The organism is Pseudoalteromonas sp. QJM3NY_12, from assembly GCF_056173165.1.
The window spans coordinates 963954-979650 of the sequence record NZ_CM149661.1 but is presented as its reverse complement, the minus strand read 5'-3'; the positions used below and the strand labels follow the sequence as shown (position 1 = coordinate 979650).

At 41.0% G+C, this 15697-nt stretch carries 17 protein-coding genes and 1 riboswitch; all 17 genes read right to left on the bottom strand.

Features of this window, described 5'->3' with window-relative positions; all coding sequences use genetic code 11:
• Positions 1-17 precede the first annotated feature (17 nt).
• Positions 18-434, bottom strand: a complete 417-nt coding sequence (locus tag AC0VZ5_RS04585; RefSeq protein WP_010391201.1) for a hypothetical protein — start codon at positions 432-434, stop codon at positions 18-20.
• Positions 427-1776, bottom strand: a complete 1350-nt coding sequence (locus tag AC0VZ5_RS04580) for a FliI/YscN family ATPase (RefSeq protein WP_475474462.1) — start codon at positions 1774-1776, stop codon at positions 427-429. The genes AC0VZ5_RS04585 and AC0VZ5_RS04580 overlap by 8 nt, the downstream gene beginning before the upstream one ends.
• Positions 1769-2401: a FliH/SctL family protein gene (locus tag AC0VZ5_RS04575; protein ID WP_475474461.1), complete on the bottom strand. Its 633-nt coding sequence runs from the start codon at positions 2399-2401 to the stop codon at positions 1769-1771. The genes AC0VZ5_RS04580 and AC0VZ5_RS04575 overlap by 8 nt, the downstream gene beginning before the upstream one ends.
• A gap of 2 nt (positions 2402-2403) precedes the next feature.
• Positions 2404-3423 carry a FliG C-terminal domain-containing protein gene (locus AC0VZ5_RS04570; protein WP_010391197.1) on the bottom strand — a complete coding sequence of 340 codons (1020 nt, stop codon included), beginning with the start codon at positions 3421-3423 and terminating at the stop codon, positions 2404-2406.
• Positions 3404-5131, bottom strand: a complete 1728-nt coding sequence (gene fliF / locus AC0VZ5_RS04565; protein WP_409424915.1) for a flagellar basal-body MS-ring/collar protein FliF — start codon at positions 5129-5131, stop codon at positions 3404-3406. The genes AC0VZ5_RS04570 and fliF overlap by 20 nt, the downstream gene beginning before the upstream one ends.
• A gap of 8 nt (positions 5132-5139) precedes the next feature.
• Entirely contained in the window at positions 5140-5463 is a 324-nt protein-coding gene (fliE, locus tag AC0VZ5_RS04560; protein ID WP_010391195.1) for a flagellar hook-basal body complex protein FliE, read from the bottom strand.
• A gap of 17 nt (positions 5464-5480) precedes the next feature.
• Positions 5481-6794, bottom strand: a complete 1314-nt coding sequence (locus AC0VZ5_RS04555; RefSeq protein ID WP_464709552.1) for a sigma 54-interacting transcriptional regulator — start codon at positions 6792-6794, stop codon at positions 5481-5483.
• 20 nt (positions 6795-6814) lie between these two features.
• Positions 6815-7687 carry a MotY family protein gene (locus AC0VZ5_RS04550; protein WP_464709555.1) on the bottom strand — a complete coding sequence of 291 codons (873 nt, stop codon included), beginning with the start codon at positions 7685-7687 and terminating at the stop codon, positions 6815-6817.
• 97 nt (positions 7688-7784) lie between these two features.
• Positions 7785-7867, bottom strand: a riboswitch (cyclic di-GMP riboswitch).
• A 140-nt stretch (positions 7868-8007) separates the two neighbouring features.
• On the bottom strand, positions 8008-10083 hold the full coding sequence (gene flhA, locus AC0VZ5_RS04545; RefSeq protein ID WP_010391191.1) for a flagellar biosynthesis protein FlhA: 2076 nt from the start codon (positions 10081-10083) through the stop codon (positions 8008-8010).
• Between the two features lie 16 nt (positions 10084-10099).
• Positions 10100-11230 carry a flagellar biosynthesis protein FlhB gene (gene flhB / locus AC0VZ5_RS04540; RefSeq protein WP_138607584.1) on the bottom strand — a complete coding sequence of 377 codons (1131 nt, stop codon included), beginning with the start codon at positions 11228-11230 and terminating at the stop codon, positions 10100-10102.
• Positions 11231-11234: 4 nt separating this feature from the next.
• Positions 11235-12014, bottom strand: coding sequence for a flagellar biosynthetic protein FliR (gene fliR / locus AC0VZ5_RS04535; RefSeq protein ID WP_055011669.1), 780 nt, complete (start codon positions 12012-12014; stop codon positions 11235-11237).
• The gene (locus AC0VZ5_RS04530; protein ID WP_138607580.1) at positions 12011-12280 is read right to left on the bottom strand and encodes a flagellar biosynthetic protein FliQ; all 270 of its coding nucleotides are present in this window, start codon (positions 12278-12280) and stop codon (positions 12011-12013) included. The genes fliR and AC0VZ5_RS04530 overlap by 4 nt, the downstream gene beginning before the upstream one ends.
• Positions 12277-13029 (bottom strand): flagellar type III secretion system pore protein FliP, encoded by a 753-nt coding sequence (fliP, locus tag AC0VZ5_RS04525; RefSeq protein WP_075170636.1) that lies wholly within the window; start codon positions 13027-13029, stop codon positions 12277-12279. Before fliP ends, AC0VZ5_RS04530 begins: the two co-directional genes overlap by 4 nt.
• A gap of 4 nt (positions 13030-13033) precedes the next feature.
• Positions 13034-13366 carry a FliM/FliN family flagellar motor switch protein gene (locus AC0VZ5_RS04520; RefSeq protein ID WP_055011667.1) on the bottom strand — a complete coding sequence of 111 codons (333 nt, stop codon included), beginning with the start codon at positions 13364-13366 and terminating at the stop codon, positions 13034-13036.
• A 3-nt stretch (positions 13367-13369) separates the two neighbouring features.
• A complete protein-coding gene (locus AC0VZ5_RS04515; RefSeq protein WP_475474460.1) occupies positions 13370-14275 on the bottom strand; it encodes a FliM/FliN family flagellar motor switch protein in 906 nt (301 codons plus the stop codon).
• A gap of 28 nt (positions 14276-14303) precedes the next feature.
• Entirely contained in the window at positions 14304-14708 is a 405-nt protein-coding gene (locus AC0VZ5_RS04510) for a PilZ domain-containing protein (RefSeq protein WP_409424911.1), read from the bottom strand.
• On the bottom strand, positions 14701-15696 hold the full coding sequence (locus AC0VZ5_RS04505) for a flagellar motor protein MotB (protein ID WP_232735465.1): 996 nt from the start codon (positions 15694-15696) through the stop codon (positions 14701-14703). The genes AC0VZ5_RS04510 and AC0VZ5_RS04505 overlap by 8 nt, the downstream gene beginning before the upstream one ends.
• Between the last annotated feature and the right edge of the window lies 1 nt (position 15697).

Here is a 15697-nt window from a genome sequence, read left to right as displayed (position 1 = left end):
GTAGCAAAAATTAGCAGTTATTTATGCAGAGTACGACTATGTGCTTGGCTGATCATTTCATCTAACGTTTTAGCCTCTTGCTGCTGCGCTTTATTTTGATCAGCACGATGCCTATTACTCACTATCCCTTCTATGCCTTTGGTGAAGCTCATTTGCTTAAAACAAGCTTGCTGCTGACGTAATTCATCTTGCTGTGAATCATCAATGCGCGCTTGTTGCTGCGTCGATAAGCCAGACAAAATACGCTTCATCCCTGATAAATTTTGTAAGCTCAGCGCCGAGCTCATTTGCTGGTTTTTATCCATACTGTTTATGTGCTGCTGAAGCTGCGATAAGCGTTGCTGCTCTAGGTTACTTCTTTGTTGCAACTGAGTTTGCTCGGCCAGCATTTTATCTAATTTTTGTTGTTGTAATCCTAAAAATTTATTAAGCATTCAGTTTACCCATCACTGCATTTAATTGAGTTATTGACTGTGAAAAATCCACTTGTTCGTTCAACCCTTGGCATAGAAATGATTCGATTTGTGGGTACAAATTTACCGCACTATCGAGTTCCGGATCTTTACCTGCTTGATACGCCCCTAAAGGAATAAGCTCATGCACTTGCATATAGCGGCTGTAAAGCTTTTTCAATTTATAACAAAAGCTTAGCTGCTCATCACTTACTATATTTGGCATTACTCGGCTAATCGATGAACCAATATTAATGGCCGGATAGTGGCCCTTTTCTGCTAAGGTGCGATCCAATACTATATGGCCATCAAGAATTGCTCGGGCGTTATCGGCTATTGGATCTTGTTGATCATCGCCTTCAGCTAATACTGTATAAATGGCGGTCATGCTGCCTTTGCTTTTTTCACTATTACCCGAACTCTCGACCAGTTGAGTCAATTTACTAAATACCGATGGCGGGTATCCTTTGGATGCAGGCAGCTCACCTACCGATAAGCCAATTTCTCGCTGTGCTTGCGCATAACGGGTTAATGAGTCCATCAACAGCAATACATTTGAATTTTTATCTCTAAAATAGGCCGCCAATTTATGGCTAAGCTCGGCCGCTTTAATACGCAATAAGGGAGAATCGTCTGCTGGCGATGCTATTACAATGGCTTTTTTTAAGCCTTCTTTACCAAGGCTTTGCTCAATAAAATCTTTTACCTCCCAACCACGCTCACCGACAAGGCTTACAATAACCACATCGGCAGAGGTAAAGCGGGTCATCATGCCAAGCAACTTACTTTTACCTACACCCGAACCTGCAAATAGCCCTAAACGCTGGCCTTTTCCCACACTAAATAAGCTATTAATAGCGCGAATACCCACATCTAACGGCTCGATAACGCCTTTGCGCTCCAGCGGCGTTAAAGAATAATCGTTACCCAATTTACTGGCGCTTTTTGTACTGTCTTGTTCAAGTGGGCCTAAGTTATCAATCGGCTGCATTTGCGCATCAAGCACACGCCCTAATAACTTTTCTGAAATAGCCACATGGTTGTTTTTTATAACTGGCCTAACGCGTCCACCTGAATATAAATTTTGAATTTTTTTCAGGGGCATTAAATAGGCTTCATCGTGATTAAAGCCTACGACTTCAGCGTCATACCAGTGGCCATCAACACTTTCTACTTGGTATTTTTCACCCATAGCAAATTGCCCACCGGTAGCGGTAAGCGTTAAACCATTTACTCGCGTTAAGCGGCCATAACTTTTTACTAATTCAGGCGGGGTTATCGCTTTCAGCGCAGACTTTAAGCTGGTATGTAAAGGGTTAGTCATGCGGCTGTGCTTTTAAAATTTCAGGTATCACTTCATCCAAAAGGCTTTGTAATCGCTCTGAAAAAGAAAATCGATGTGTTTGTTGCTCTGCCACCAGTTCAACGTCTCCACTGATCAGAGCTTCGTCAAAATAAGTCGGCACTGAAAACTCAGCTAAACGTGCATCATCAAAACAGTGACGATCAGAGCCTGCGAACATAATTTTAGTTATTACATCACGGTCGCTAAGTAAGGAAATAGCTTTTTCAATCAACTGAGTACGTATTTCGGGGCGTACTTTTAGCTCACAGTCGATAACTTGCTCAGCCAAGGTGCTTATCATTAAGGCAAGGTCTTGTTTAAACTCATCATTAAAGTTAAGTAGCTCATTATTAGCTTTATCAAATAAAGTGTTAAAACGTTCAATAAGCTGTGTTTTTTGCGCTTCAAGACGTTCAGCAACCCGTAGCTCTATTTGTTGCTCCATTTGTTGCTCTAACTCACTTTGCTTATCGGTTGCCCCCTGCGCAAGACCTTTTTCAAAGCCCTGCTGTAAACCAACACGCTGAGCAGCATCTAAACGCTCTTGCAGCGTTTGATGTTGCTCATTTTTATTTAAAGTGGGAAACCTAAATGCTTGACTCATAGTTAGCCTGCGGTCTCTTCTTCAAATAAGCGATATTCAATATCACCTTGTTTGCTCATGTCTCTTACTATCGACATAATTTCTTTTCTGGCGGCAATCACTTTGCTCAGTGGTTGCGCGCTTAAACCATCAATTTGTTGTTGGTACACCTGCGCTAAACGTTTAGGTAATGCACCTAAAACACGCGCTAAAAACTCACTGTTTACACCCTTTAACGACATCGTCCATAACTCATCTGGAATGTCATTAAGCAACAAGGTTAGTGTCTCGTCTGTTTGCTTAATTAAGCCATCAAAGTCGTACATTTTCTCTTGTATTTCATCAGCTACGTTAGTGTTATGTTTTTTCATGAGTTCGATAATTTGGCTCTTATTACCGTTGTAACGATTCATAATTTCTACCGCTTTATCGACACCATTCACTTGTGCACCTACTTGGCGGCCAACAAATTCAATACACGATTCAAGCGTTAAACGCACATCATCAATAACGTGTTCGCTCACTTCACGAAGGCTGGCAATACGATACAGTAAATCATCATGCTTCGATTCTGGAAACAGTACAATAATGGCTGAGGCTTGCTCTGGAGGTAAAAAGGCCAAAAACAGCGCTTGCATTTGCACATGTTCCTGATCTAAAAAGCGTACAATAAGCTCTGGCGGGATCCACTCTAAACGACGTAAATCGTCATTCATCGCACCACCATAAATATCATCAAGCATAGTTTTGGCAAGCTTACGGCCGACAGCTTTATCAAGTGCTCGCTCTAAATACACACGCGACGCGCCATTGACACCACTTTCATTGCGGTAGCAATCAAAAAATTCACTCAAGGTGCCTGCAACGTCCTGTTGAGTAACGTTTGAAATTTTAGCCATGCGCTCAGAAATAGCCTGTACTTCACGGCGGCCTAATTTACGAATAACACTGGCGGCATTTTCCTCGCCCATACTTAGCAATAAAATAGCGGCGCGATCTAACGCCGGTAATTGTGAGCCTTTATCAAGCTTTTCTTGATTCAATTTCAACTCCTTGTTCTACCCAATATTTTATTACCGACGTGACACGCTCGGTTTCTTTATTAGCAAGTAACTGCATGTGCGCTATTTGTTCTTCAAAGTCATTGCCTATTTGCGGTAACGACATATTTTGATGTTCGCCTGCGCCTTCTTTGGCGGTTAAGTTTTCTATTTGCGATTTAGCATTGATGGCGTCATCAAGCGGACTGCTTTGTCTTTCTGTTGCAGAGGCTGATTTAACTTCATTATCAGCGGTTGCCATGGCGTTGTTTGCTTCGTTACTCTTACCTTTTATTAAGTGATTAACTAAAGGACGCACACCAAATAAAATCAGTAATAAACTAATTAAAGTACCCACAATATAACGGGCATACTCTTTAAGCTCGGGCATTTGCCACCACTCAAGGCCTTCACCCGGTGCTAAAATCTTTTGCTCTACAAAGGCAAAGCTAGTGATGTTAAATTGATCGCCGCGTGCGTCGTTAAACCCCGTGGCTTTTTTTACCATTTCACCTAATGAAGCGAGCTTTGCTTCGCTCCAGCCATCAGCTGTTCCAGCTACTTGCTCATTAATAAGTACTGATAAGCTCATGTTTTTAATACGGCCTACTTCAAATTGGGTGTGAGTCACTGAGCGACCATTTTCAAACTGTCGCTTACTCTCACTTCGTTGTGAAGTACGCTCGTTGTTTTCATCTTCAGCTTGTTCATTAGGCACAGGTGGCTCATTAGCTAAAGAGCCAGGAATGCCCGCCGCCAGTTGATCTAAGGTGCTATCTGATTTAATAAACTCTTGGGTTAATACATTTTGTGGATCAACCATTTCACGTGTTTCTTCTACCACGCTAAAATCAACATCACTGGAAACCTGAATTCTAAAATTACCTTCACCCAAAATTGGCAACAACATTATAGAGGCGCGTTGCTCTATATTGCGCTCAACTTTTTCAATAAAGGCGAGCTTTTTATCGGTTTCTTTGCCTACTGGGGTGGTATCAAATAAGTCGCCGCTGAGTAATTTACCACGCTGATCCACCACCGACACAGAACGAGAATCAAGCCCAGGCACACTGCCAATAATCAGTGCAATAATGGCTTCCACTTGCTCTGGTTTAAGCTCATGCCCTGGCGCTAAATCAACCATCACAGACGCTGCGGTTTTTTGCTCTGTACGACCAACAAACAAGCTACGCTTAGGGACTGCCAAGTGCACGCGCGCATTACGTATGCCTTGCATGTTAATAATGGTGCGTGCCAACTCACCTTCTAAGGCATGCTGGTATTGCATAGATTCGATAAATTGACTAGTGCCCATAGACACTTTGTCGCTAATATTCTCAATACCCTCAGGCATAGAGGCTTTTATTCCTCTAGCCGCAAGCGTGATTCGCGCATCAGCCAGTTTTTCTTGTGGCACTAAAATATTACCGCTGTCGGTATCAATGCGGAACGTGATTTGTTCTTTATCTAAAATTTCTAAAATATTGGCTTTATCATAGCTTTCTTGATTACCGTAAAGCGGTACGTAGTTTTTAGCCGAGGTCCATAAAATAAGGACTATGGTCGCCGCCACTAAGGTGGCTAACAATGCAATAGTTGCAACACTTCTGTCACCTGAGTTGCCGAAGTTTAATTTGTTTGAGAGATTAACCACTCTTTCTTTTAGGTTACTCTCATTTTGCTCAGGTACTTTTGCTAATTCTCCTTTCATATCAGCCTCTACAGTGACATGCGCATGACATCATCAATGCCATTGAGCACTTTATTGCGCATTTCCATCAGCATAGAAAAACTAAGCCCCGCTTTTTGACTAGCGATCATTGCGCCTACCACATCTTCACTTTCACCAGTATCAACGGCTTTAACCATCTCACCGGCAATATTTTGTTGGGCGTTGATAGAGCGAATAACATGCTTAAAATCTTCACTAATATTTACATTTTGATTACTGATAGCAGCCGGCTCTATACTCTCTGGACCTGCAATTTTTTGCATGTCCATCATTTTGCCCAGCATCATTTGTTGACTTTCAATTGGCGACATTCTTTTTTTCCTTCAAATTATGCAATTGCATCAATATCAATACCGCATTCACGCATAGCGGCAATTTTGTATCTTAATGCTCGGGTAGTTACGCCAAGCGCCTGTGCAGTTTGGGTGCGATGCCCTTTAAATCGACTCAATAAACTGTATATATAATCAAACTCCGCCTGCTTTTTATTCTCTTTTAACTGAGAAGCACAGAAATCGACTGCCGCTGGTGAGCATGCTGGTAAATTTAAATCTTCAACCTGAATTTCAACGCCTCTGGCCATCACTAAAGCTCGTTGGATTACGTTTTCAATTTCTCGTACATTGCCCGGCCAGTTGTAACAAAGCATCACATCTTCGGCTTGCTTGCTAATATGAAACTCAGAGTTGCCGTATTTTTTTATAAAGTGATGAGCCAATGGGATGATGTCATCAACACGATCCCGAAGTGCAGGCCAACTAAGCGGTAATACATCTAGTCGATAAAATAAATCTTCACGAAATGTGCCTTGCTCAACTTGTTCACGCAATACGCGGTTAGAGGCGGCAATAATGCGTATGTCTAAATTTATTTTTTGATGACTGCCGAGTCTTTCAACTTCTCGCTCTTGTAATACTCGCAGTAATTTAGCTTGTAAATCCAATGGCAGCTCAGTAATTTCATCAAGTAAAATAGTGCCGCCATTGGCCAGCTCAAATTTACCTGGCTGAGCATTCACCGCGCCGGTAAACGCGCCTTTATTAAAACCAAATAACATGGCTTCAAGCATATTTTCAGGAATAGCGGCACAGTTAACCGCAATAAATGGCTTATCTCTACGCTCTGAAGCTTTATGAATAAAGTGCGCTAACTTCTCTTTACCTGTTCCCGATTCGCCGGTGATCAACACCCCTGCGGCGGTTTGAGCTGCGCGATTAGCCAAACGAAGTACTTGCTGTGACTTAGTTGAAGCAGCGATTAAATCTTCAAACCCATGCTTCATTGAATCAGTGTTTCTGATTGTTTTTTTAAGCTGTTCTGCAAAGAAAGGTTTTAATAAATAATCAACTGCGCCACCGGCATTAATTGTTTTTGAAGCAATTTCACTTTGTGAAGAATCGACTAACGTCACAATTTGCGAAGTGGGGCATGTCTTACGCAGTAATTTTACTAATTCAACCAGTTCGAGCTGTTGAGTATCTGCATCAACAAACACAAGCTCTGGCTTACTGGTAAGGCAGTGACTAACCGCATCGCTGATGGAGTTTGTATGCAGAAACTTAAAGTTTTCGGCAAATACAACCTGCTGAATTTCAGACGTTGGCTGTTGTTCACTGATCCATAAAAGGTATCTTTGACTCATATTATTCCTTTGCGATGCAATTAACTTGAGTGTCGGAAAAGACGAACTAAAACACGGCGATTAGACGATGCGCCCTGCTCTGAATTTTTTATAATGGGATAACGTTGACCATGCGCTCTTACTTCTAACATGTCTTTTGGTAAACCAAATTCAATGAGTCTGGCAGCAACGTCATCTGCTCTTTCTTTTGAAAGCAGCCGATTTGATAGCGGCGAGCCCGTATTATCCGTGTGGCCATCAACCAGTACTTTACTTACACGGCTGTCTAAAGAGATGTAACGCACTAAATCTTTTAAAAATTTAAGATCTTTAGCCGTTGTTACTGTGCGCTGCCCACTAGCAAACTGTAATTGATGGTCGCGTGCTTGCTCCCAAGAAAGCGGAGATAAACTAGCTAAACACTGCTGATAATCTGCAACTATTTTATCGCTATGGGTATTAGTAAAGGTAAGGCGAAGTTGTTCATCACCAAAGTTTATAATGCTGTCTAACCAACCGCCCTGCTTAATAACGCGAAGTAACGGTGTCATATCTGCAGAAAATTGTATTTCATTGTCTTTAATATCTTTAGACATAAAGTTTAACGGCGTGAGAACTGTATTTGCTGGCTGCCAATCGGCTTTACGAGAGAGAACATGCAAACTTTTTATCGGTTTATCTTGTAAAAGCCAAGTAAATACAAGTTGTTGCTGTTGTGCAGGTACTGATTTCACTTCAAGTAGCGCATAATTATCAAAGCGCTGCTTGAGAGAGCAAGCAAACGGGTTGCTACTGACTGACCAGGTGGAGTTTTCGTAGCTTTGCACCAGATTTTGCTCTGATGCGTGCCCCTGCGGCAACACAAACACAGCACAGGGCAATGCAAATTTAATAAGCTGAGTTAATCTATTCATGTATATTCCGTATAAAGTTAAATAGAACAATTAAGTTTTTTAAATCAATAGCGAAATACAACAAATACAAACACAGTATTAATGAATATCACTAAGTTAATGTAACCCCACGATCGTAGCGATTGCCTTAGACTGGAAGCTTTGCGTCCTATGCTTTCGCATAGTTTGCCGTTTAATTTACTTATGCATTATTTTAAACCAACATAAAAACTAGTAATTATGTACAATAAAAACAGTAGACTATAGCTAAATATCACTAAATGCAAACATTACTCTATAAAATTCATAGTCAATTCATTTTACACTACATTTACAACTATTTATCCTAACGAACCGAGTATATCTACGCGGATAGTATCTGGAATTTCATTATAAGAAAGAACGACTAAGCTGCCTTTAGTAAAAGTTTTAGCATAACGTGCCAGCAGCGGTCTTAGCTGTGGAACCACAATTAATGTTGGTGTTACACCTCTTGATTTCATGTCTTCGACTATCATCGGCATGGTGCGTTGAAATTGCCCCAGTAAATTAGGATCTACCGCAAAACTATCTAGTACTACTTTGCCCGCCTGCATGGCTTGATCAAGTGAGCTTTGTAAAGTGCTTTCTAGCTTTTCATCTAGGCTGTAAGCACTGAGTTCATCACGATTACCCATCACCTGTTTTACCAATACTTTTTGCAGTGCACAGCGTACGTCTGAAACCAGCAAAATCGGATCTTTAGTTACCTCTACGCTGTCTATTAATGTGCCGGCAATAGTGACTATGTCTTTAATACTTATGTGTTCTTTTAGTAGTAAACGAATCACTTTTAGCTGTAAATTAGTCGGTAATGCTTTTTCGAAGGTTTCGGCTAAGCTAGGTGAGATTTCTTTTAGCCGTTCATTTAGCTTTTGTACGTCTTCATAACTAAATAACTCATCTAAATGTTCTTTGATCACTTTGCCGGTATGAGTAGCAATAATGGTGCCTAAATCAACCACAGAGTAACCCATATTTAATGCTTGGGTTTTGCTGTCATCTTTTATCCAAACGGCCTCAAGCCCATAAGCAGGATCAGTGGTTAATTCACCATCTAAGCTGCCGTATACATCACCGGTATTTAACGCGAGTAACTCTTTGGCGTTTACATTAGCACTTGCAACAGGCACACCGGCTAAGTTTACTTTGTATTCTTGTGGATTTAATTTTAGGTTATCTTTTATTCTGATCTCCGGTAATAAAAACCCAAGTTGCTCAGAAAGATTTTTACGCACACCTCTTAAGGTTTTTACCAGCTCTTCCCCTTTGTCTTTATCGGCCAAATAAACCAAACGAAAGCCAAGCTCAACCGACAACTTATCAACATGAGAAATATCTCCCCATTCTAAGTTAGCCTGTTGCTCACTTAAAATGGTGTCGGTCATTTGTTCGGCTTCAATTAAAGAGTTATCGGGGAGAGAGCGTTGTAATCGCCAAGCAACATAAAATAATGGCGCGGCAAACCCTAAAAAGGCGACAGTGGGCATACCTGGCACAATACCAAGCGTAACCATAATTAATGCAGCAGTAAAAATAACACGCGGAGAGGCAAGTAACTGCTTACCTACTGCTTCACTTACATCGCCTTCATCGTTCATACGCGTAACAATAATTGCCGCAGCAACCGCGAGTAACAACGAAGGAATTTGCGCAACTAAGCCATCACCTATAGTTAACAGCGCAAAACGTTGGAACGCTTCGGCTAAACTTAAACCATGTTGGAAAGCACCTATTGATACACCGCCCAACAGGTTGATCACTAATATAATTAAACCGGCAATGGCATCACCGCGCACAAACTTAGAGGCGCCATCCATAGAGCCATAAAAATCGGCCTCTTGGGCTATAGTACTGCGTCGCTCTTTTGCTTGCTCAGGGCCAATTAATCCGGCATTTAAATCGGCGTCAATTGCCATTTGTTTACCGGGCATGGCATCTAGAGTAAAGCGTGCAGCCACCTCAGAAATACGCTCACCACCTTTGGTAATAACCACAAAGTTAATCACCATTAAAATAACAAACACCACAATACCAACGACGTAGTTACCGCCTATAACCACCTCACCAAAGGCCTGAATAACGCGACCTGCCACATCTGAGCCTTCATGGCCATGCAGTAATACCACACGTGTTGAAGCAATGTTTAGGGTTAAACGCATCAAGGTGGCGACTAACAAAATAGTCGGAAATACAGAAAAATCGAGCGGTTTTTTAGTCGATACAGCGACTAACAATACAATCACCGACAATACAATGTTGAAGGTAAATAATGCATCTAATAACCATCCTGGTAATGGCAAAATAACCATCGACAAAACAGCTAACAGCAAAATAGGAATAGCGGTATAAGGTTGAGTAAAACTGCGCCAGTTCAAATTATAACTCCAACATCTAAGGTTTCTGTAAGTTTTTAGGGATTGTTAATTCAGGCAATGCGGCGGGTGCTTGTCCTCGCCCTTGCTTGTATGCTTTTAATTGCAATACATAGGTCAGTACATAGGCAACCGCACTGTATAAGCCGTTGGGCACTTCTTGGTCGACCCTAGTCGAAAAGTAAATAGCCCGTGCTAATGCGGGGATCTCTATAATTTCTTTGTTATTCATGCGGGCGACTTCGCGTATTCTCAGCGCCATTTCATCTACGCCTTTAGCGACAACATAAGGGGCTTTAGCCGCTTCTTCACTGTACTTTATTGCCACAGCATAATGAGTAGGATTAGTGACAATCACATCAGCAGTGGGTACACGCTCTTCAATTTTTCTATTCGATTGCTGATATTGTATTTGCCGAATTTTATTTTTTATCTCAGGGCTACCATCTGAAGATTTACGCTCTTCTTTTACTTCTTGGTGGGTCATTTTTATTTTATCAGCAATCTGTTTTTGCTGAAAAGGCACATCAATAACTGCAATAAAAAGTAGTAAAGTTACCGTGATCATTAACGATAAAAATAACAACTCAATGCCTTGGCCTATCGCCACTTTTATATCTAAGTTTTGTAATACCATCAGCTGCATCCACAGCTTAGTTAAAAAGGTATATAAGCAAATCGCCAGTAAGGTTATTTTTAGTATTGATTTAAGTAGCTCAACTAACGACTGTTTACCAAACATTTTGCCTAACCCGGTTAGTGGGTTGAGCTTGCTCATTTTTAGCGCCACGAGTTTTTTTGAAAACACAAACCCGCCAGGTAAACACCCAGTGATCCACATTGCGCAAAAGCTTAATAATAAAAACGGCGTAAGGGTTGATAGCATATTCATAATGGCGTCACCCAATGCGATGGGCATCATTTTTTTATTATTAATAATAGAGTGATCCAGCACCATAGTACTGTTCATTAAGTTTACAAATAAGCTGTAAAATAAATTGGCAAACCACAATAGTCCAGCAATACTGACCATTAATAAAATAGCGGTATTGAGTTCTTTTGAGCGCGCGACTTGGCCGTCTTCTTTGGCTTTTTTTAGCCGTTTCTCTGTGGGTTGTTCTGTTTTTTCTTGCGAGCTATTTTCAGACATACCGCTACCTCATCGCCTGTGCAAAGGTTGTTAGCACATGATACGTTAGCCTTGAAAACGCACTTCCTGTGTACTCTAAGGTCATAAATACGCAGAAAAACCCCATCAATAGCGACATAGGGAAACCCAATACAAAAATATTTAATGACGGCGCCGCCCTACTTGCTACACCAAAGGTTAAGTTAACCAATAACATGGCGACTATCCCTGGTAGTGACAGCAATAAAGCAGAGGAAAACATCCACGCAAACAACATAATAATCGCCTGAATATCAAACTCATAAATACTGCGACCAATCGGGAAGCTATGAAAGCTCTCTACCATAACCTGCAAAGTTATTAAGTGACCATCTGCGGCAAAAAAAAGTAATGCGCACATAATCCAAAATAACTGTCCCAATAATGCCACTTGGTTACCACTGCCGGGATCCATAACAAGCGCCATTGATAAGCCCATCTGCATGGATAAGATCAGCCCTATCATTGCCATTACTTCAAACAAAATACGCAGCGATAACCCCATCATTACCCCAAAAATAATTTGTTCGAAGGTTAAGATGGCGGCATCTAAAGAAAACAAGTCAATAGCAGGTGCAAGTGGTAACTGCGGAGCAACTAAAAAAGCCAACATCATAGACACTAAAATACGAGAGCGTGGCGTTACCGCCGGATTGTCAAATACCGGCATAGACCATAAAAGTGCAGAAAAGCGTACAAATGGCCACCAAAGCGTGCCCATCCAGCTGACTAAATCAGTAGACGTTAAAGAGAGTAATGAGCTCAACCAAATACCCCAGGTAACATAAATTTGAGCTTATCAAACCAATCAATCATAATTTGTAGCATCCAATGTCCCGCAAATACCACCATTAATAAGGTTAATAACATACGCGGTAAGAACGTTAGGGTTTGCTCTTGAATAGAGGTCGCACCTTGAATAATAGCCACCACAATACCAAGTATTAAACCCGGCACAATTAAGACTAAAATCAGTTTTATGATGGTGTAAACTGCGCTTGAAATAAGCTCTACCGACATTTCTGGGGTCATGGTGACATTCCAAATGTTGCTGCCAGCGTACCTGCTATCATTGACCAGCCATCGGCAAGTACAAATACCATGAGCTTAAACGGTAAGCTGATGATCAGCGGTGATAGCATCATCATACCCATAGACATCAGCACACTACTAACAACTAAATCAATGATTAAAAAAGGAATAAATAACATAAAGCCAATTTGAAAGGCCGTTGTGAGCTCACTTAATACAAACGCAGGCATTAACACTTCAAACGGAATCTCTTGCGCGGTGAGAGTGGTTGGCTCATTGGCTATTAATAACACTTGGCGTAATTCACTTTCGCGAGTTTGTCTGAGCATAAAAGCACGCAAAGGCTTTTCTGCGGTGAGTAAAGCTTCCTCTAATCCTATGGTTTGCTGCTGAAAAGGCGTATACGCGTTTTGATAAATGTCTTGCCAAACTGGTCGCATAATCAACATAGTGAGCATCAGTGAGATGCCAATTAAAATTTTATTCGGCGGGCTTTGTTGTAACCCCATAGCTTGGCGCAAAATCGCCAATACAATGATGATTCTGGTAAACGACGTTAAAACCATCAGTAGCGCAGGCAATAAACTCAATACCGTCATTAATAAGAGTATTTGCAGTTTAACGCTGTAGTCTTGTCCGTCGGCCGTATCTTTTAGAGAAAACAGCGTAAGTTCTTCTGCATTTAGCCAGCTTGGTAAAAACAACATGATTAACAGTAGGCTAACTTTAAAAATTACGCGTTTATTCATTTGTTTACTGATCCTTTGCGGTATCTGTTTGAGCAAATTTCAAACCATACTGCCCTTCAACCATTACCACTTCTGCTTTAGCAAAAAATACCCCATTCACTTTTACATCAAGCGCTTCACCAGCTACTTTGTCTAGCTTAAGCACATCGCCTTCTTTGGCTTGACTAAGCTCGCCTAAGGTAATTTCAGTACTTGCTACTTCAAGAGTGACGAGTAAAGGAACATCTTGAAAAAATGACATATTCCCTTCATTAGTTTTATCAGCAGATTTGTCATCAAATCCATCAAAAGCATCAAGCTCTAAGCCCGCTAAGGCGCTATCAAGGTTCTCGTTCATAATTTAGTTACTCGTTGTATTATTTGATAATTGTGTAATTTGAAATGCTAAGCCAGTCTCTTGCTCAACGACTTGGCCTTTAAATATTTGTTTATGGCCTAGGTTAAATAGCGCTGCTTCGTTAAGTTCAATGGGTAATACACCGCCGGCCACACAAGCTTTTAATTGCTTTAAAGTGACTTTTTTCTTCGCCATTTCAATCTGACCTTGCACCGCAAACTGTGCCCACATATCAGTATTGAGTGTGTTACTATTTGCAGAGTCTTGCTCGCTATCAGCTGCGCAAAAAAAGCTAATTGGCAGCCATAAAAACCAACTTATTACTTGGTTTTCTAATATAAACCGCACTTTAAAGGCTAAGTATTGTAATGCTTCAGGTAAGGTATGAGATTTTTGTATCTCACCTAATAACGCTGAGCGTTCTCTAAATAATAAGCCTTGAATGCCCTGCACTTGGCGCTGTAGTAAACGACCACAAATACGGCTTTCTGTTGAGCTTAATTCGTTATTCACCTCGTCAGAGACTTGCTCTGTGCTGTTAACATTATTAAATTGCCCACCTAAGCATAAATCCGCTGTTTTATATGCACTTTGATAATCAAGCGCTAAATAGGCCTCACCTTGAGTAGGCGCAAATAAAGGACAGGCAAGAAATATCCTTGGGGATTCTTTAAACCAACTGTTAATAACCGAATGCGAACAAGGCGAAATATCGACATCAAAACGGCTGTCGTTAAACAATTGGGCTAGCTCTAACTCCAAAGTTTTACGAATATTAACGTTTATGTGCGCTGCTTTTTGTTGTGCTTGTTCATATGCTCTTTGCTCAAGCGTGAGTGCAAATGGAGTAATATGCTCAGAATTTTTCGCTTTAATTAGCTTTGTTTTAGCGTTTAACGTTTTACTCATACCACTGTTTTTCCTGATTCATTTATATTCAGCTTATGCTCGTCTTTTTGGCTTTTTTCAATTGGGCTTGTAACTGTAAACGATTAACTATATCGCTGCGTAAGCGCTCATTTTTGCTTATCCACTCAACCCCTAAAAACATTAATTTTTCACTCACAGCACGGCGATACATCACCTTGCCTGCCAATCGATTAGTTTTATCAAACACCACAATAACTTTATTGGGGATCGTCTTTTCAGCAGGCACTAATAAACCCACACCGCCCACGCTAATATCTTTTGCCACACCATGGCATAGTGAAATATCAATAAAACAACGGCGTAATAACTGCACGCCTACTCCGCCAAGCTGAACTGACTCAGGCTCGTAATTATCTTTGAGGTTTAAGTTCCATCTTTTGTAACTTCGTTTAGTGTCTGGTTGGTTACTCATAATTCTCTTCAAGACGTAGCACGGGTTTGTTAGCCGTTGCCGCACCAGCCGCTTTTTTTATCGGATTGTTAATGTTGCTATCATCAAATAATTGGTTAAATTTATCCTGCGCATCTTTAGTTAAGATCAGCAGTTCAACACGTCTGTTTTCGCTGGCTTTCTTATTTTCTTTATTAATTGGCCGATTTGATGAAAACGCATTTACTTGAAGTACCTGACTTGATGGCATTCCGCCCATAGTCATTACTTTTCTTGCTTGCTGCGCTCTATCGCCAGAAATGTCCCAATTACGAGAGCTGCCATCAACAAATAAGCTGGCATCGCTGTGCCCAGAAATAATAATTTTGTTGTTAATGTCTTTAACTAAGCCGCCAAGGTATAGAAACAGATCTTCAAAAAATGGGGTCATTTGCGACTTTGAGCGTTCAAACATTTGATGATGCTTGTCGTCTCTAATAATCACTCTTAGCCCCAAGGGCACTTCTTCAACTAGTAAGTTATTTTTTAGTAACTCTTCTTTACTGAGTTCCTCAATACTTTCCAGTAATAAGCTCAGCTCAGATGAAGCTTCAAATTGGCTATCAATCGCTGAGTTTAACTTCTCGCCTTGCCCAGCTTTAGGCTCAACGGTGCCATCGGGTACTTGTAATACTTCACTCATTCCAGGTTTTGGAGAGTCTGGAGGCGTAATTCCCGACTCTAGGTGTTTAATTACTGAAGGAGAACCCCCTAAATCAACGGGGAATGGGCTATTTTGAGGGTCAAAAATAGCGGGGCCACCATCAAAAATTGAGTGAGTTCGCATGTAGTGTGCTATTTCTTCACGCTCTGATTCATTGGTGATCGCCATAATCCACATCACCATAAAAAACGCCATCATCGCCAAAGTAAAATCGGCAAAGGCAACCTTCCAAGCACCACCATGAGGCTTTTCGGTTGCTCTTCTACGAGAGCGTTTGATAACGATTTCTTGATTTTTGTTTTCCATT